The 16,507-nt window shown below is 49.7% G+C and carries 17 protein-coding genes; 9 read left to right on the top strand and 8 right to left on the bottom strand.

What is annotated here, in order from left to right:
- Positions 1 to 41: 41 nt before the first annotated feature.
- From CJP72_RS19175 to CJP72_RS19165, 3 genes are read right to left on the bottom strand one after another with little or no spacing between them, the layout of a single operon-like run.
- A complete protein-coding gene (locus CJP72_RS19175; RefSeq protein WP_162382921.1) occupies positions 42 to 1,103 on the bottom strand; it encodes a mannonate dehydratase in 1,062 nt (353 codons plus the stop codon).
- Positions 1,104 to 1,131: 28 nt separating this feature from the next.
- A complete protein-coding gene (locus CJP72_RS19170) occupies positions 1,132 to 2,430 on the bottom strand; it encodes an MFS transporter (protein WP_162382920.1) in 1,299 nt (432 codons plus the stop codon).
- A 35-nt stretch (positions 2,431 to 2,465) separates the two neighbouring features.
- A complete protein-coding gene (locus CJP72_RS19165) occupies positions 2,466 to 3,152 on the bottom strand; it encodes an RraA family protein (protein WP_162382919.1) in 687 nt (228 codons plus the stop codon).
- A 249-nt stretch (positions 3,153 to 3,401) separates the two neighbouring features.
- Here CJP72_RS19165 and CJP72_RS19160 point away from each other — a divergent pair, with 249 nt between their 5' ends.
- The 5 genes from CJP72_RS19160 to CJP72_RS19140 all read left to right on the top strand — a co-directional run bounded on the left by CJP72_RS19160 (position 3,402) and on the right by CJP72_RS19140 (position 6,706).
- Positions 3,402 to 4,103 (top strand): FadR/GntR family transcriptional regulator, encoded by a 702-nt coding sequence (locus CJP72_RS19160; RefSeq protein ID WP_162382918.1) that lies wholly within the window; start codon positions 3,402 to 3,404, stop codon positions 4,101 to 4,103.
- Positions 4,104 to 4,326: 223 nt separating this feature from the next.
- Positions 4,327 to 4,665 carry a hypothetical protein gene (locus tag CJP72_RS19155; RefSeq protein WP_202882582.1) on the top strand — a complete coding sequence of 113 codons (339 nt, stop codon included), beginning with the start codon at positions 4,327 to 4,329 and terminating at the stop codon, positions 4,663 to 4,665.
- The gene (locus tag CJP72_RS19150) at positions 4,665 to 5,108 is read left to right on the top strand and encodes a DUF2231 domain-containing protein (RefSeq protein ID WP_238340119.1); all 444 of its coding nucleotides are present in this window, start codon (positions 4,665 to 4,667) and stop codon (positions 5,106 to 5,108) included. The genes CJP72_RS19155 and CJP72_RS19150 overlap by 1 nt, the downstream gene beginning before the upstream one ends.
- 101 nt (positions 5,109 to 5,209) lie before the next feature.
- Positions 5,210 to 5,935 (top strand): FAD-dependent oxidoreductase, encoded by a 726-nt coding sequence (locus tag CJP72_RS19145; protein ID WP_162382916.1) that lies wholly within the window; start codon positions 5,210 to 5,212, stop codon positions 5,933 to 5,935.
- A 51-nt stretch (positions 5,936 to 5,986) separates the two neighbouring features.
- Positions 5,987 to 6,706 carry an RNA polymerase sigma factor gene (locus CJP72_RS19140; protein ID WP_162382915.1) on the top strand — a complete coding sequence of 240 codons (720 nt, stop codon included), beginning with the start codon at positions 5,987 to 5,989 and terminating at the stop codon, positions 6,704 to 6,706.
- 33 nt (positions 6,707 to 6,739) lie between these two features.
- On the opposite strand, the gene CJP72_RS19135 is transcribed toward CJP72_RS19140, so the two are convergent.
- Both CJP72_RS19135 and CJP72_RS19130 read right to left on the bottom strand, forming a co-directional pair.
- A complete protein-coding gene (locus tag CJP72_RS19135; RefSeq protein ID WP_162382914.1) occupies positions 6,740 to 7,225 on the bottom strand; it encodes an SRPBCC family protein in 486 nt (161 codons plus the stop codon).
- Between the two features lie 15 nt (positions 7,226 to 7,240).
- Positions 7,241 to 7,912, bottom strand: a complete 672-nt coding sequence (locus CJP72_RS19130; RefSeq protein ID WP_162382946.1) for a DUF1571 domain-containing protein — start codon at positions 7,910 to 7,912, stop codon at positions 7,241 to 7,243.
- Positions 7,913 to 8,087: 175 nt separating this feature from the next.
- Here CJP72_RS19130 and CJP72_RS19125 point away from each other — a divergent pair, with 175 nt between their 5' ends.
- The gene (locus CJP72_RS19125; protein ID WP_162382913.1) at positions 8,088 to 8,480 is read left to right on the top strand and encodes a hypothetical protein; all 393 of its coding nucleotides are present in this window, start codon (positions 8,088 to 8,090) and stop codon (positions 8,478 to 8,480) included.
- Between the two features lie 129 nt (positions 8,481 to 8,609).
- Here CJP72_RS19125 and CJP72_RS19120 read toward each other — a convergent pair whose 3' ends face one another.
- Positions 8,610 to 9,521 carry a LysR family transcriptional regulator gene (locus CJP72_RS19120; protein WP_162382912.1) on the bottom strand — a complete coding sequence of 304 codons (912 nt, stop codon included), beginning with the start codon at positions 9,519 to 9,521 and terminating at the stop codon, positions 8,610 to 8,612.
- Positions 9,522 to 9,635: 114 nt separating this feature from the next.
- Here CJP72_RS19120 and CJP72_RS19115 point away from each other — a divergent pair, with 114 nt between their 5' ends.
- The 3 genes from CJP72_RS19115 to CJP72_RS19105 all read left to right on the top strand — a co-directional run bounded on the left by CJP72_RS19115 (position 9,636) and on the right by CJP72_RS19105 (position 13,244).
- Positions 9,636 to 10,784: a M20 family metallopeptidase gene (locus CJP72_RS19115; protein ID WP_162382911.1), complete on the top strand. Its 1,149-nt coding sequence runs from the start codon at positions 9,636 to 9,638 to the stop codon at positions 10,782 to 10,784.
- A complete protein-coding gene (locus CJP72_RS19110) occupies positions 10,765 to 12,162 on the top strand; it encodes a YfcC family protein (RefSeq protein WP_162382910.1) in 1,398 nt (465 codons plus the stop codon). The genes CJP72_RS19115 and CJP72_RS19110 overlap by 20 nt, the downstream gene beginning before the upstream one ends.
- Before the next feature lie 602 nt (positions 12,163 to 12,764).
- The gene (locus CJP72_RS19105; RefSeq protein WP_162382909.1) at positions 12,765 to 13,244 is read left to right on the top strand and encodes a TIGR02594 family protein; all 480 of its coding nucleotides are present in this window, start codon (positions 12,765 to 12,767) and stop codon (positions 13,242 to 13,244) included.
- Positions 13,245 to 13,847: 603 nt separating this feature from the next.
- On the opposite strand, the gene CJP72_RS19100 is transcribed toward CJP72_RS19105, so the two are convergent.
- A complete protein-coding gene (locus CJP72_RS19100; protein ID WP_162382908.1) occupies positions 13,848 to 14,450 on the bottom strand; it encodes a Pvc16 family protein in 603 nt (200 codons plus the stop codon).
- 14 nt (positions 14,451 to 14,464) lie between these two features.
- Positions 14,465 to 16,363: an ATP-binding protein gene (locus CJP72_RS19095; RefSeq protein WP_446714980.1), complete on the bottom strand. Its 1,899-nt coding sequence runs from the start codon at positions 16,361 to 16,363 to the stop codon at positions 14,465 to 14,467.
- Positions 16,364 to 16,507 lie beyond the last annotated feature (144 nt).

The raw sequence follows: 16,507 nt of genomic DNA, 5'->3' as shown, positions 1-16,507 counted from the left end.
TGTAAAAAGCGGCTATGGTTTTATTATTTACGCAAAGGCCATCAAATAATCTGCATTAACGCTTTCATGTACCCCATTGCGTAGGCCATTCCTGAATGCCACGGCGCAGGACAGGTCATTTGTGGTGAGTGATCCGGAATTAATACGCCATCAAAGTTATTGTCTTTCAGTATCCGTAATACCTTCGCCATATCAATGTCCCCTTCGTCGATAAAGGTTTCATGATAATAAGGGACCTTGCCTTTTACGTTACGGAAATGCATATACGCAATCGCGTCCTGACGAGCATATTGTTCTACCGCCTCGTAAACATCCCCTTCAGACATTTCCGCAATGGTGCCCAGACAAAACTCAAGCGCATTAGAAGAGCTGGGCACCAGATCCAGCAAGTCTTGATAGAGATGAGGCTGGTTAACCAGTCTCGGTTGACCGCGCACGAACTCGAGCGGCGGATCATCAGGATGCGCGGCCAGCCTCACACCGGCTTCTTCTGCCACCGGCACAATCTCTTTCAGGAACGCGTCCAGCCGTTGCCAGAGTTGTTCTTTGGTGACCGCAGGTCTTATCCCTTCGGCATCTTCATCCACCACCATATTCCACGCCATACTGGCAGGTAACGGGCTTTCGGTTTGCTCGTTGACGCCGTTTAACCCGACTGTTTTTGCGCCGCCTCGCGCTTTATTTTCCTGAATTCTTCCGGCGACGCCCGCAAGGCTGAAGTTATAACCAAAAACAGGGATACCCGCCGCGCCGACATTACGGATGATTTGTTTCACGGTCTCGATTTGTTCTGCTTTTCGGGGACCGTCAAATAAAATGTCATCCCAGTGGCAAGGGTCGAAATTTTCAATAGCAAAAAAGGTTAAATCGAATTTCGCCATTCTGGCGCGAATATCTAACAATTCTTCTATTGTCCAGACATCGGCCTGCGCCGTTCCCCAACCGCTGGTATCGCCAACCGGCTGATCGCTACGGGAGAAACGCGCATTCTGGTGAAAATAATCAACCATATGAACAACAATATGCGTCGCACCACATTGTCTGGCAAAGGCAAAATGCTCGTCATCCAGCATATGGCGGTACAATCCAAAGCCTAATTTCATGTTCTGAATCTCCGGTGGTAAGAAATCATTATTCTTGTTTGATTGCATCGGCTACATTTTCACGCTGCATCGCAATGGGTTTAACAAAGACAGCCACGGCAAGTGCGCCAAGTACGGCAATACCACCCGCAATAAAGAACGCCGCATTATAGGCCCCTGTCCATTGAATAATGTAACCCGTCACAATCGGTCCTAATATTCCGGCAATATTCGCTGTGGCATGAACCATACCTCCCACGGCCCCCATATTCTGGCGTGCGACAGTGTCTTGCAAGATAGCCCAATACGTTGTTGCGGATAAATAGAGGAAGAAAATGCCACATGCCATAAGGGATACAGCCCCTGCGGCACTGGACACATTCCCAACGCACATCACAAAAATCGCCGAAGCCCCGAGGCACGTGACAAGGACTATTTTACGGGAAAACAGAGGACGTCCTGTTTTACGCAGTACGTAATCACAGAGGAATCCGCCCGCCGCCATCCCAACAGAACCCAGAAGCCACGGAATAACACTCACAATACTCATATCTTTCAGGCTGAGGTGTTGCGAGTTCGACAAATAGCTTGGGAACCATGAGAGAAAGAAAAAGAGAATATAGTTCAGGCCAAAAAACGCAAATGCCGTTGCCAGTATCGTAGGCTGCTTAATATAAAAAGAGAGCGGCATAGAGACTTTTTCAATTTCTTTATTCTCGTCACTTTGCTCTTGCTGTCCTTCCTGAATTAATGCTAATTCCTCACGACTGATGGTTTCGTGTTCTTCCGGCTTGTCTTTTGCCATTTTTACCCAAAACAGCAACCAAACAATGCCTAAACAGGCAATCGCGACAAACGCCATTCGCCAGCCAATAATCAGCACCAGCGACCCCATGATAGGTCCTGCCAGCGCGCCGCCAAGCGGGTTGCCTGCGGTGGCGACGCCAATGGCACTGGCGACTTCCCGGCGGGGAAACCAGTTATTGACGATTTTATTTAAGGTCGAGGCAAAAGGCCCTTCCCCGGCACCAAACAATACCCTGATGATGAGCATTGAGGTAAATCCGACGGCGACGCCAATCAATCCACAGAAGAATGACCAAAATGCCATACTGACTGCAAAGACCATTTTGGGTCCAAAACGGTCGGAAGCATAACCGCCAACGAAGTTAAAAAGCGCATAGCCGATAGAAAAACTACTAAAAATAATGCCTAACTCACCTGGCGTTAATTGCAAGTCGTTAGCAAACATCGGGGCTGCGATTGCAAAGGCAGAACGATCCATGTAATTGATCGCCCCACCTAGCGAGAGTAGGAAAACAATACTCCATCGTTTACTTTTGAACATACAGATGTCCTCATATCATCAAAACTGAAGGGGATTTACATCACACCAAAGCGATTCCATGCCTCAACAGCACCCATGCCACACCGAATGGCATCGCGAACTTTGTTTTCCGTCACGCCTTTTTCCAACGCCAGACCAACAACCTCTTGCTCGACCCGCTTCGGGATCACCAGAACCCCCTCCTCATCCGCCACAATAAGATCGCCTGGCGTTATCATCACGCCATCAATAGTAATCGGAACGCCATAATCGAGAACTTTTCCGCGAACCTTTTGATCCTGAGAATAAGAACCCAATGAAAAAACAGGGAAATTTAATTCAAGGATCTCGTGTTTATCCCGTGAATAGCCGTTAAGAATCGCCCCTGCCGCGTTAAGGTGAACCGCACGAGTCGACATCAATCCCCCCCATAATGCATACGTTGGGGACGAACCGCTGGCAATATACACTTCGTTTTCCTGCAGGCTGTCCAGCGCCTCAAACATCACGCCAAACGCTTTATCGCCGAGAGGTCCGTTGCAATGTGAACCGGGAAACGTCGGGTAATCCGCCTCCAGTACCGGCATCGCTCGCCCGGCGATGCGCATCTGCTTTTCCAGGGGTTGCAGTCGCGGATTGAGAAATTGATTCTGTAAGCCAATGGCGTCCATGACATCACCCAGCAATGCGGTACTGAGATTGTTCTTTATCTTTTCAAATAATTGCCTTTCTTCTGAGTGCATAATTCATTCCTGTGTGGTTAAATTCAAACAGCCTTACTGTCTACCTGTAGGACAGGTTAGCCAGGGTTAAGTGATCAGAAAACACCCAAATCGCCATGATGTGACAAACTCAGCAAAAATTTACACTGGCATGTTGTTGGTAATAGTGAAGATGAGTCGATAACATAGGCAGAATTTCACCCCGAAGATCCGGTCCCAGATGGATGCGGAACGACCGCTTACGAAGAGAGGGAGAGGTATCGCATGAACATGAGTAAACCCATCATTGAGAAAAGCACGCTCTCCGAACAGGTCCGTAACTACATCCTCAATGTCATTACGACGCAAAAGCTTGAACCTGGCGCCAGAGTCCCCAGTGAAAAACAGCTGACAGAAACGCTGGGGGTCAGTCGCGGTGTGGTACGGGAGGCATTTCAGGCGTTATCGATTCTTGGCATTCTGGACATCAGCAGCGGTAAATATCCGCGCGTACAATCACTGAACTCTGCGGCGCTGGAAACAATTTTCAACTATTCGGTCGTGACACAACAGATTTCAGCAAGCCAGATACTTTCACTGCGCAGCACCCTTGAAGTTCACTGTGTCGTACTGGCCGCACAGAACGGCACAGAAGAGGATTTTTCCCGCTTACGCGTAGAGATGGCTAAGATCAGTGACGTCTTCGGCGATCATCAGTCGTTTATTTATCATGATGCGCGTTTTCACATGATCCTGGCCGAGGCGTCCGGCAATCCGCTCTATGCCCTGCTCTTACAGGCACTTCGGGTACCTCTCGAAAAATCAATCTCGGCAGGTTTGCAGGCTCACGATATCAATGACCGTCGCCAGCAAATTATTGATGCGCATCAGGCAATTCTGGAGAAAGTGTGTCAGAGAGATGCTGAAGGTGCCGCCCTGGCGATGCAAAAACATTTCTCCTCTGCGATTAACGCATTGATTATTGAAAATTAATTCTGAACATAGCGGTCTGGTACCGCTGTTCAGCCCATCCTGTACGCACGTAACGTTTTCTGTTTTCGGGAACGTCACCGCATCTCACGCCATCTAATGATCAGAAGTGAAGAGAATCTGTCTGGCCGACAGATTTAATTAGCTATCCGTCATACCGGAGAGATTGCCATACGCGCCGGGCAATGACGGGCCAGCGCTATCTCAGCTTTTCTGGAGAAAACACATGCTCAATTACGCCATCCTCGTTTTTGCCATCGGCGCACTCGGTGGGCTGGTGCTGGCCGCACATGTGCTGCGCAATAAATTCGCCCCCTGGTTACTGTCGCTTTTACATGCCGGGTTAGGTGCAACAGGGCTGATTTTGCTGATCCTGCTACTGACACAGGGCAATGCGCCACAGCAAGTTTTGATCGCCTTCGTATTACTGCTGGCGGCGGCGTTGGGCGGATTTTTTCTGGCTTCGTTCCATATACGTAAGACGTTACCGCCAAAAACCATCGTGGCCGTTCATGCCTGCGCCGCCGCCGTCGGCTTTCTTACGCTGCTCAGCGTGTTCCTGTGATGGCCCGTCATCCGCTTCACCCGGCGCTGGTTCATTTTCCCATCGCCTGCTGGTCACTGGCCGTTGCCGCCGATATTGCCGGATTGTGGTTTGGTGAGATGGCCTGGCGTTGGTCAGGCGGACTGCTTGCCATTGGCTGTGTTATGGCATTAATCGCCATGATTGCAGGCATGTTTGAACTGTCTCGCGTGCCTGAGGGCGCGCCGATGCGGATGGTGTGGTGGCACATGGGTCTGATGTGCCTCGCTTTCGCGCTTTTTTGTACCCGTCTGTTAACGGGTCTTGAGAATATGCACCTGCAAGAACCAAACACACTATCTTTAGTTTTAGATGCCGCAGGATTTATTTGCCTGATGGCCGGAAGATGGCTTGGGGGAACACTCGTTTATCATCATGGCGTAGGGCGTTCCACTGACCAAAGAACGCCTCCATTCGCAAAATAATAACGGGGTCATTATTCCTAAGTTCGACGTTGACGTACTGAGAAACCGTGTTTTGTCGAGAGTAACAAATGCCGTCCTCAGCGTAATACCGGAGTTTCATCATGGTCGACTATCACATTCATCTGACTGCATGCCGCCAGATTGCCAAAGGCACGATGGCCTTCCACTTCGAAAAACCCGTCGGGTTTAGCCACAAACCGGGGCAAGCCATCGATCTCATTTTGCCGGGGCATCAAACGGACACCCGGTCATCGGATACCCGCCACACCTTTTCCATTGTCACTGCGCCCGAGGAGGACGAACTGGTGGTCGCCACGCGCATCGGCGAGAGCGTTTTTAAACGTGCGTTGTGCGCCTTGCCCATTGGGACTGAAGTTCAGATCAATGGTCCTTTTGGATCATTCACCTTACCCAAAAATACCGAACGTGCCAGCATTCTCATTGCCGGGGGGATCGGGATCACGCCCTTTATGAGCATGTTGCGCCATGCAGCCAAACAGCAGCCGCCGCAGCCATTGATCCTGCTATATAGCAACCATAATCCCGAAGAGGCGGCCTTTCTCGATGAGTTGCAGCAGCTTGAGCAGCAAAATCAACGATTTCAGTTAATGGCGACCATGACGGATATGGCGCATTCGACCCAATCCTGGAATGGCGCAACCCGGATCATCGACAGTGACTGGATTAAGCAGATTGTCACAGGGCTGGATAACCCGGCCTTCTACGTTTCCGGCCCACCCTCCCTGGTTGAGGCGATGCGTCACACGCTCACAATGTCTGGCATCGATGAGGACAACGTGCGCAGTGAAACCTTTTACGGTTACTAATGCGGTATCCACTGTCGCTGTGAAAAACAGGTTCCGAACACAGGAGACTCTATGCTGAATACACAATCACTGTCATCTGACCAAATCCCGGACCATTCTCCCGACCCTTTTCTCGTCTCACGAGCAGCGTTGGGGGATGCGTCGGCATTTACGGAAATCATGCGCCGCCACAACCGGCTCCTGTTTCGGACCGCACGCAGCATTTTAAAGAACGACACGGAGGCCGAAGATGCGCTTCAGGAGGCTTATCTGAAAGCCTGGCGCGCTTTGAAGGGATTTCGTTCTGAGTCCGCGCTTTCAACCTGGCTGGTGCGTATTGTCGTGAATGAATCGTTGGGGCGTTTGAGGCGAAAAACAGCCGCCGTTATTCCCCTGGATTCAGCCATGAATGCCATTGACGCTGACATCCAGAGATCGTTAAGCGACAATCCTGAACAACACCCGGAATATGCTGTGATGCAAACCCAAATGCGCCAACTTCTGGAAGCCCGTATCGATTTACTGCCAGAGGCTTTTCGAACGGTCTTCATGCTTCGTGCGGTTGAGGAAATGAGCGTGGAACAGATTTCTCAAGCGCTGGATATCCCTGAAGCAACGGTGCGAACCCGCTTCTTTCGCGCCCGCAGTCTGCTCCGTGAGGGACTCGCCAGCCAAATGGATATCGCACTGAGCGACACTTTCGCGTTCGATGGCGCACGGTGCGATCGGATCGTTGCCGGTGTACTGGAAAGAGCAAATGCCGAAGAGTTCTTAAACCCAAAAACAGAGTAACGTGATGTCAACAATGGGTAATACGATCATGTATTATCCATTGTCGACACCATACATTTCGACGTTTGTACCTAATTTTCGGGCCAATCCCTTTGCGCCATCACGCATTACAGTATGGTGGTTCCAGCGAAAAACGGGCGCTGCCAACGGCGCGAGATAGTTCATCCACCGGGTATTGGTCCGAATATTCCAGTCGTACCTGACAATCGTTTCCCTCCCATTCTCTGAAAATGACCATACCCCCCGCCCTTCAACTTCACCACTGGCTTCCCCTTCCAGCAGATAAAAAGGCGTGATGTTCAATACATGGATGTCAAAGGTTAATCGGTACGGTAGGGCCCCTTTCCAGGTATAACGATGCAGCGCACCGATCCCCTGGATATCGCCTTTTTCAATTTCAGTGATCCGCTCCAGACTTGCCCACCACTCAGGCCAGAGATCAGGATGAGAGAGCACATCCCATACTTCCTGTACAGAAGCGGCAACCCGCCAGGTCGTGGTAAACCGGTATTCGGCCATAAACCCAAACTCCCATTACGGTGTAAAAAAATCAGTGGGAAACTGAATGTTTATCACCATGGCATCCATCAGGACAGTTTCCAGCAGATTTCCCTGCGGGTCGTAGCTGACAACTTTGACCGGGAGCCCATGAGATTTATCTAACCAAATTTCATACCGATTCACGCCATCGACACTCACACCTTTTGGTCCCGTCACGGACAGATGCAATGTGGAACGCCCCACCAGCGTCACTTCACCGACGGTCACGGTTTTCCCATCGTGCTGTAACCGGCGAATATTGCTCAGCAATACGCCGATATCTGATTGATCCACCCGATGACCGCGATCGTCTTGTATCAATGAATCTGTCGGAGAAAGGTTCAACACCGGAAATGTCCCCAGCCCAAAGGGCCATAGCTTCACTTTACGACTGACCGGGTTATAGATAAGAACCGCGCCAGCGTGGGGTTGGGTGAAGTCCATCCTCACAAATCCCGGTTTACGGTAGCTATAGCGAATGATTTTGCTTTCACCCTGAGGTGACGAGGAGCGTAACAGCACCTGATAAGATTGAATGCGTTGAAATTGTTGCCGGGAGAGATCGATTGGATTGGTTGTCTCTACGCTTTGTGAAAAAGCCGATGCCACGGCGACATTTTCCACCGCAGGCGCAATGCCGCTAAAGAGCAGTAATGTCGCACACATTACCGCCAAAGAGAGTAAGTCGCTAATGATCGTCTCCTGCCTTAAGAGGGTCAGCAAACAGGAACCATCACCTGCTGTCATGTGTCAGTATAGTGCTTATTTGTACCTTCCTGGCCGAGTGTCTGGCCTGCAAAAAGCTATACTTTATTAACCACACTTTAAATGAGGATTAATCATGAAACTGCTACGGGCGTCTTCATCCATCGCCCTGGCGCTACTTCTGATGGCTTCCTCCTATGTCGCAGCCAGCGCTCTGCAGCACCAGGTCGAAAGGGAGCGAGAGTTACGCATCGCGGTGATTACCGGTAATGGTCTAAGCCCCCTGGGGGGTGGCGTTGGTTTTTCACTTAACGCCCAAAACCGGAGGATCCGCCCCTTTGGTACCCAACATGTCATCGTTGATCCCATCATCATTGATAGTTTTGGCATGCACAGCGGAAATCCTGCCCGCGATGGCTTCATCGGCAACCCTGCACGTGACGGATTTATGAATAACCCTGCGCGAAACGGATTTATGAATAATCCCGCCCGTGGAGGATTTATGACAAACGCCCCTATTCGCAGATAACCGCAACGTGGAGGGTTATTGCGTTGGTGAGCGTCAGAGGAGATTATTTTCGACCCAGTGACAGGGTGCGGCAGAGAATGTTAAGACATGAGAAGAGGAATTTTTGAACGTAATCCCCCCCTATTACCGTTAGGGTAACCCGGCAAAATAACTGTTTAATAAACGCCACAGGTAATTTGCCGCTGGTGTCAGACGATGGTCAGTACAGCGCAACAAATGGCACAAACTTTCGCGAGCAATACGATGATCAACTGGGACAGCCACCAGTTGCTCGCGAAATTGAATACTTTTCAAGGTTTGCGGCGTCATAAATGCCACGCCTTGTCCGGTCTGGCATAAGGCGATAGCGCTGGTAAACAGATTACAGCGATATGCAGGCGTAAAAATAAGCCCCTCATGTTTAAAAATGGCGTTTAAATAGCGCTGTATACCAAAATCTTCGCTCATGACAATTAAGCGGTGGCGTGTTAATTCTTCGGCGGTAACCGCATTTAAAGAGGCAATTGGATGATCGGGAGGGACAATGGCGCAAATGGGTCCACGCCGAAAACTGTTGCACTTCAAACCAGGCGGCGCGGACGGTCCAAAACTCACCGACATATCCACCTCTCCCTTTGCCAATAACGTGAGGGTGGTTTGCATATCACCAGACTGAATGTTGACGAAGACCGCAGGATACGCCTGAGAAAATTCACCGATGACATGTCTGACGACCTCTTCCACCATGCCCTGACCTATACGCAAGTTCACCGACCCACCGCGCATATGGCGCAAATCCTGCAACTGGCGCTCGAGTTGTTTGCGCCGTTGTACCGTCAGCGCATAATCTTCTGCCAACAATTTTCCGACATCCGTGAGCACCACATTGCGGCCACGCCGTTCGAGTAACGGCAGTTGCAACGTTCTTTCCAGTTCTGATAACTGACGGCTCACGACCGACGGATTAATTCCCAACGCATCGGCTGCGCGTCGAATACCGCCATGTACGCCAACTTCATACAAATAGCCGATCGATTTTTCTGGATAGGTGGAGAACGTCATATTTTTGGCTTATTCGTTGCTCTCAGGGCAACAATAATAATCATCACGGCTCATTTTTTACAATGCCGATTCTGCGCATACTGCCTGTGACAACCAAGACAGACGGGAAATTACATGAAAAATATAAAAACGTACCTGGAACAACACGCACCCGACATCCTGAATGATATTAAACGGTTAGTACTGGCAGAATCACCCTCACATGATAAAACCGCGGTAGATGCATGCGGCCGGGTTCTGGAGGACATTTTTCTACAACGTTTAGGCGCGCAGGCGGAGATCGATGAACAAACTCACTACGGCAACCACCGTAAATTCACTGTCGGTAACGACGGACCGCAAACAACGCTAATTGGTCACTTCGACACGGTATGGGACAAGGGAGTGCTGACCCTTCGTGAGGAGGAGGGAAAATTATATGGGCCGGGTATTCTGGATATGAAATCCGGGTTGGTGCAGGCCATCTGGGCAGTGCGCGCGTTACAACAGCTCAACTTACTCGGACACCAACGTATTGTATTCCTGTGCAACAGTGACGAAGAGCTGGGCAGCCCAAGCTCGCGGACATGGATTGAAACACATGCGCGCGGATCCGCGCAGGTCTTCGTCGTCGAACCTGCCGTCGCGGGCAGCGGCGCGCTTAAAATCGCGCGAAAAGGCTCGGGTCACTATGAAATAACTCTCCACGGGCTGGCGGCGCATGCCGGTAATAATCCCGAAGAAGGCGCCAGCGCAATACAAGAGATGGCGCAGCACATTTTTTACCTGCACAGCCTCAATTCACCCGCTCGCGGAACGACAGTTAACGTAGGTATCGCCAACGGCGGCAACCGTTTCAATGTGGTGGCTGATCACGCGTATCTCGGCATAGATACCCGAGTCACTTCGCAGGAAGAAGCCGCGAGCATTCATGAAGCCATTTGCCAACTGCGCCCTTACGATCCGCGCATCACGCTGCACATCCACGGTGAACAGGGACGCCCACCGATGCGGCAAACAGACGCATCGCGCACATTGTTTACACGAGCGCAGCAGGTGGCGGAAGCATTAGGCTTCACCGTGGTTGGCGAAAGTGTTGGCGGCGGCAGCGACGGTAATTTTACTGCCGCGCTCGGTTTACCCACGCTGGATGGCCTTGGCGCGACCGGGTCCGGGATCCATGCCAAACATGAACATATCAACATCGCGGATGTACCACTGCGCGCGGCATTAGTGGCGGGGATCATTGCTGAAGGGGGAAACCATGACGCAATCCCACGTTGATTCATATTCACCCCAGGTTTCATTGCAGGATAAAGGGCAAAGTCCCTACCTGTTGCTGTTTATTATCCTGGTCTTCGCCGCCGTCGCGACCTGGATTATTCCTGCCGGCATTTATGATTATGAAACGCGTGACGGTATCAAGTTTGCGGTGAAAGGCAGCCTGCATGCCGTTGCACAAAGTGGTGTCTATCCGCTGGAAATCTTCACGGCGATTGCCAAAGGCATGGTGAAACAAGCGTCAATCATCTTTCTCATTCTGTTTACGGGTGGGGTGTTGGCCGTCATCGAAAAAACCGGTGCCATTGCGACCGCGCTTAATTCTTTATCCCACAGCACAAAGCTCAGCGACAAATGGCTCGTGCTGATCTTTGCAGCTATCTTCGGCCTACTGGGTACCACTGGCGTTGTGGTGAATGCCGTGGTTGCGTTTGTGCCCATTGGGTTGCTGATCGCGCGTTCGATGGGCTTGCCACCAATACTGGGAGCATCACTGGTCTATCTGACCTGCGCGGCGGGCTTTAATGTGGCGATCCTCAATCCTGCGACGACGGGACTCACACAACATCTGGCGCAGTTACCGCTCTTTTCCGGCATGCTGTTGCGTAGCATAACCTGCCTGCTATTTATCATTACTGCCGCCGTCTATTTGATCTGGTCAATTCGCCAAACCCGGCAGCAAGGCTTGTTGCGCCCCGCACTGGAGACTTCAGACAAAGACGTGTTAAACGTTACGGGTCGCCATAAATGGATTTTAGCCACCACCGTGCTGGCTCTGATTCTGTTTATCGTCGGTACGATACAATTCCATTGGGGCACCAATGAGATGTCGGCGATGTTTATCCTGCTAACGATAATTGTCGGCATCATCGGCCGCCTGTCCGGATCGGAGATTGCGAATACCTTTCTGGCAGGCTGTTCAAAATTGGTGAAAGGCGCATTTATCGTCGGTATGGCGGCAGCCATTTCACTGGTGTTGCAGCAAGGCAATGTGCTGGATCCGATTGTCGGGGGCTTATCCAATTTGCTGGAGCCAGTGCCAATACATGCGGCGACCCTCGGGATGTTTATCAGTGCCGCGTTGATTCATTTTGGGATATCTTCGGGCTCCGGCGAATCGGCACTGTTGATCCCTATCTTCTCTCCACTTGGCGATAACCTTGGTCTGACGCGTCAAGTGATGGTCCAGGCGGTATTACTCGGCGAAGGTATTGTCAACTGTATGAACCCAACCTCCGGTGTTCTGATGGCCGTATTAGCCACTGCCGGGGTGCCTTATGGTAAATGGCTGCGTTTTGTGGCTCCGGTGATCGCCGTCTGGTTTGTTATTTGCGTCATCATGCTGCTGATCGGCGTGGCGATTAAATGGGGACCGTTTTAAACCGATAGAAACGGGACACGAAGGCCACCGCCATCGTGTCCTTCTTTAGTATGGATGTGCGGCTGCGGGCGTGATTTTTATCGTGTATGAACACATCGGAAATGTTGTCATCTATTGTTATCCACTTAAATACTCTGTAAGCATCTACAATTAAACGCGATTTAAGATACATCCATAATAAACATGGTTGATATTAAAATAATAAACCATGCACCACTCTTACCGGGTAAGGTCACTACTCTATTACTGAACGATGCGAGAAATTTTATCGCCCCCTGGTCTCAGCAATATCCTTTGGTCTGTTCTTACCCATGTAAAGTAGACACAACCCTAAGCGAGATTCTGGCTTTCAAATTTTCCCGGGCTCAGAACGCCACAGACACTCTTTCAAAATAATGACAAGCCATTAAACGAAAATTAGTATAATGCAAATACCAAATCAATCTTTTTAGACATTTTCAGCGCGTTAAAAACGCATATCCAATAAACAGCCTCCGCTACAATGATATACAGAAACATCGCTTTAAACATTGCATGAAAATAACAATGAAGTGGTTTAGATATTAAATAAAGTATAAATCCATTACTAAAGAGGTAATCTTATGTTTGAACCGGAATGGCTGGTAGAGGCAAAAAAATATATGGGTGAGAAGGAAATTAAGGGGACACAACACAATCCGCTTATCCTTCAGTTTTGGAAAGATATTCGCCGAGGTGGTATCAAAGACGATGAAACACCGTGGTGCGCAGCGTTCGTTGGCGCAATCCTGGAGCGTTGTGGTATTCCTTCAAGTCGATATGAATCGGCCAGGTCATATTTACAATGGGGACGAGAATTGAAAGAACCAGGTCTTGGTTGTGTAGTGGTTCTTCTCAGAGAGGGGGGTGGGCATGTCGGATTTGTTGTAGGAACCTCCTCAAATGGAGATCTTATGGTACTTGGAGGTAATCAAAGTGATGCTGTTAATATTCGATCATTTCCTCGCTCACGCGTTAGCGGTTATCGCTGGCCGGCTAATATCTCTCGCGAGCCTCAGTCTCTCCCGGCACTAATAGCACAACGTTCTGAGTCAGAATCTTAACGCTCAGTAAGCCTCAGGGATTCGTTGCGAAATGTCGTGCTCAAGTAATGTTGACCACGGTTTTACAGTAAAAATGGTATCTGTTCTCTGCCACTATCCTTCAGAGCCTACATCACCGCATTATTATTACTGGGAGAGAACGCGCTGATAAGCTCAGTAACGAGTATCCCGAGACGTTTTTCTGCGTGCTGCGGTCATCAACAGCACGCAGGGTATTAACAACTCCAATCAGCGTTTGTAGGGTCGCCCCCAGTCGTCTGACCAACGACTGGACCGCACTCCTGCTTCCCGATGGCATCCCCCTCATCCTTTCACCGCTTTTACCCGCCACCTCATGATGACCCCATTCTTGCATACCGTCGGAAAGCCAGTCAGTTTTATCCCTCTCAGTTTCTTTAGCGTTTGTTTTCCGATTCACTAACGTAAGGCATAAGTCTATCTTCAATATAAAATTATTTAGGGCTGCATACTGACATGCACCAATCGGAATGAATGATGCTGTCGTTACACCTCAGGGCTTCAACACCCTCTTTAATAGTCGCGCAGCCGTCGCCTTTCAGCTAAAGATAAACAGAATATCCCCTAAGACTAATTTCAATTGGTTTATGATGCTATTTGAGCAACATTCGCAGATACGGTTTCAACGGATGGTGCTGTATCGTTATGATCTGTGAGAATAACTGGCACCGTAACTGATAAATTAAGAGATAATCGTGGCTTATTACCCAGTGACTGCCAGAAGTTACCCAAACTATTCAATTCATCTTTTGGCGGGATCATTTTGGTATACGCTCCCGGAATATCGGGTAACGTCCGGTTATTGATTAATGCATTAACAACCTGGTTCATCACTTTTATCGCAGGGTTGTCCGGCGCATCACCAGGGCTACCCAAACCGCTGCTCTGCGTTTGAGTAATATCCCAGTAAGTTATAATATAATTGCAGTTTACATTGACCCAACCGGGTGCAATGCTGACACTTTTATCGCCCTTATTGTAAGTCGGTACTCTCATTTGCGCAGTTCTCATTTGCAGATCTTCGTGGATCTCGTAAAGAAACACGCTTAACGTGGGTTCAGTCGGCGGATTATCTGTCTGAGGTAGATCAAAAATAATCGTTACCCCGCTATCAATATAGGCACTTAATGCGTTATAAAGCGCATTATTAACGTTCAGAATACTGGTATCAGGCGTAATCACAGTCATGTCGGTAACCTCGGCTAAATTTTCAGACGTCCGGCTTTGGCCAGTTCGCGGGAGCAGGCCAGTTCAATATGCCGGTTTTTTACTACATGAGTACGGTTCTTCTCTTCACCTTCGGCTTTTGCCAGCCAACAAGCGAGCAGCACAATGTTGCGGATATTCGCCCCAGTAATATCAATGCATTCAGCCAGTTTGACAAAATCAACGTCATCGTCCACCTTCACACCCTCCGGCCAGACAGAACGCCACATTTGTTCACGCAAGGCAGAATCCGGGTAAGAAAAACGGGTAATAAAAGTCAGACGACGAATAAAGGCTTCATCGAGATGGCTGCGATTGTTGGTTGCGAGGATCACCAGACCCGGAAAATGTTCCAGTCGCTGCAAAAGATAAGACACTTCAATATTGGCATGACGATCCTGCGCATCCTTCACCTGACTGCGTTTCCCAAATAAAGCATCGGCTTCGTCAAAGAACAACACGCCAGCATCAGCTTCAGCTAAATCAAAAATGCGGGCCAGATTTTTTTCAGTTTCACCAATATATTTATTCACTACCGCAGAGAGGTCTATCTTGATCAAATCGACTTGCATACTGTGTGCCAGCACTTCGGCAGCCATAGATTTTCCTGTACCTGACGGGCCATAAAATAGTGCACTGACACCAGTACTATATTGAGTTTTATGCTCAAACCCTTGTTCCAACAGTGCATCACGGTAACGTATGGCCGCACTGATTTCGTTAATCTGTTGGCGTAACTCCGTCGAAATAATCAAATCATCCAGACAACGTTTCGGTTCGATCCGTTGTGCAAGATTGCCAAAATGTTGATGCGCGCGGTAGCGCAATGCCTGATGCCAGTCCCGCTGCTCCATGACGTTAACAGGATCAAATTGCCGGTGGTAAAATTCGGCTTCCTGACGAATGTACGGCATGTCCTCCTCAGTGAAAGAAAAGCGTCGGCTCAGCGTTTCAATGTCAATCTCACTTTCTTCATCCAGCCATTGTCCCAGTATGTGCGAGCGTTCCGGGCTGGTTAACTGTGGCATTGCAAAAACAACTTGAGCGCAATGCGGCAGTCGAATCAGAGGAGAATGTTTGTCCAACAGGCAGATCAAGGGAATGTTAGCCTGTACGAGCAGTGCTGTCAGTTGCCGGTAGAGTGATGCCCGTTCAGACTGCAGTTCGTCCAGTGAACAAATCACCAGCCCCCCTCGATGCAGGCGGGCATTGAAAATCGCCTGTCGACATAATGACAATGCCTCAGCGTTTTCCACTGGAAGATACCCTGTCTCCAGTAACAGCGTCTGGAAACCAAATGCATCTAATGCGTGGACAATCTGGCGCGTAGTGGCCTGGCGCAACATGACGACGCCACGGTTATCCGTATCGAAAGCAGCATCTCTCAGCACTCCATATAGCATATGCTCAGGGGGAGTCAGATCCGCCTCTGACGCCTCTGTCTGCCACTGACAGAAACCTTCTATAGCTGCCGTTTGATAACGATTTCCCAGCAAAAAATGCCATACTTCCAATCGGGTAGACAAGGGAGTTTTACCCCAGACCTTTCTGGCGGACGACGGCGCACTGTCTGCTAATAAAAGCTGGCTGGCATAAAGGGGAGACTGAGGAAGGAAACTGGTTTCGGCCACCCTCCGTTCCAGTTCAGATGAACAAAATAAACGCAGGGCCAGTTCAATGGTAGGTAACAGATGCCCCTTCCCCTGAATTTCAGATAGCAGCTCTTGATAGCGACTGTCCAGGTGAACCAGTGATCCGAGCAGGATAACATCCAGCTCAAAGTCGGTTAATTCAAAACGCGTCATGAGTTGCCCCAGGCGCTCATCCGTCAGTACATCGTTGTGCCTTACTATCTGGGGCTCATGTTGATACTCCCTTTCCTGCCACGCAGGCACACTGTGGGGGTTACAGCAGCGTTGTTCAATCTCGGGTAAAGACAATAAAACGCCTCCGGCCCAGGAACGAGCCTTCTGTTGTGATCTTACCCACGTAATGTGGACACAACCCTAAGCGAGATTCTGGTTTTCAAATTGTTCCGG

This window comes from Citrobacter sp. NCU1 (assembly GCF_010231475.1).
Taxonomy (GTDB): domain Bacteria; phylum Pseudomonadota; class Gammaproteobacteria; order Enterobacterales; family Enterobacteriaceae; genus Citrobacter_D.
The sequence above is the reverse complement of the archived record's forward strand: the minus strand, read 5'-3'. Positions and strand labels throughout refer to the sequence as shown.

Bases quoted from the DNA above. Each gene is read 5' to 3' on its own strand.
- CJP72_RS19175 (WP_162382921.1), bottom strand. From the start codon at position 1,103: ATGAAATTAGGCTTTGGATTGTACCGCCATATGCTGGATGACGAGCAT.
- CJP72_RS19170 (WP_162382920.1), bottom strand. From the start codon at position 2,430: ATGTTCAAAAGTAAACGATGGAGTATTGTTTTCCTACTCTCGCTAGGT.
- CJP72_RS19165 (WP_162382919.1), bottom strand. From the start codon at position 3,152: ATGCACTCAGAAGAAAGGCAATTATTTGAAAAGATAAAGAACAATCTC.
- CJP72_RS19160 (WP_162382918.1), top strand. From the start codon at position 3,402: ATGAGTAAACCCATCATTGAGAAAAGCACGCTCTCCGAACAGGTCCGT.
- CJP72_RS19155 (WP_202882582.1), top strand. From the start codon at position 4,327: ATGCTCAATTACGCCATCCTCGTTTTTGCCATCGGCGCACTCGGTGGG.
- CJP72_RS19150 (WP_238340119.1), top strand. From the start codon at position 4,665: ATGGCCCGTCATCCGCTTCACCCGGCGCTGGTTCATTTTCCCATCGCC.
- CJP72_RS19145 (WP_162382916.1), top strand. From the start codon at position 5,210: ATGGTCGACTATCACATTCATCTGACTGCATGCCGCCAGATTGCCAAA.
- CJP72_RS19140 (WP_162382915.1), top strand. From the start codon at position 5,987: ATGCTGAATACACAATCACTGTCATCTGACCAAATCCCGGACCATTCT.
- CJP72_RS19135 (WP_162382914.1), bottom strand. From the start codon at position 7,225: ATGGCCGAATACCGGTTTACCACGACCTGGCGGGTTGCCGCTTCTGTA.
- CJP72_RS19130 (WP_162382946.1), bottom strand. From the start codon at position 7,912: ATGTGTGCGACATTACTGCTCTTTAGCGGCATTGCGCCTGCGGTGGAA.
- CJP72_RS19125 (WP_162382913.1), top strand. From the start codon at position 8,088: ATGAAACTGCTACGGGCGTCTTCATCCATCGCCCTGGCGCTACTTCTG.
- CJP72_RS19120 (WP_162382912.1), bottom strand. From the start codon at position 9,521: ATGACGTTCTCCACCTATCCAGAAAAATCGATCGGCTATTTGTATGAA.
- CJP72_RS19115 (WP_162382911.1), top strand. From the start codon at position 9,636: ATGAAAAATATAAAAACGTACCTGGAACAACACGCACCCGACATCCTG.
- CJP72_RS19110 (WP_162382910.1), top strand. From the start codon at position 10,765: ATGACGCAATCCCACGTTGATTCATATTCACCCCAGGTTTCATTGCAG.
- CJP72_RS19105 (WP_162382909.1), top strand. From the start codon at position 12,765: ATGTTTGAACCGGAATGGCTGGTAGAGGCAAAAAAATATATGGGTGAG.
- CJP72_RS19100 (WP_162382908.1), bottom strand. From the start codon at position 14,450: ATGACTGTGATTACGCCTGATACCAGTATTCTGAACGTTAATAATGCG.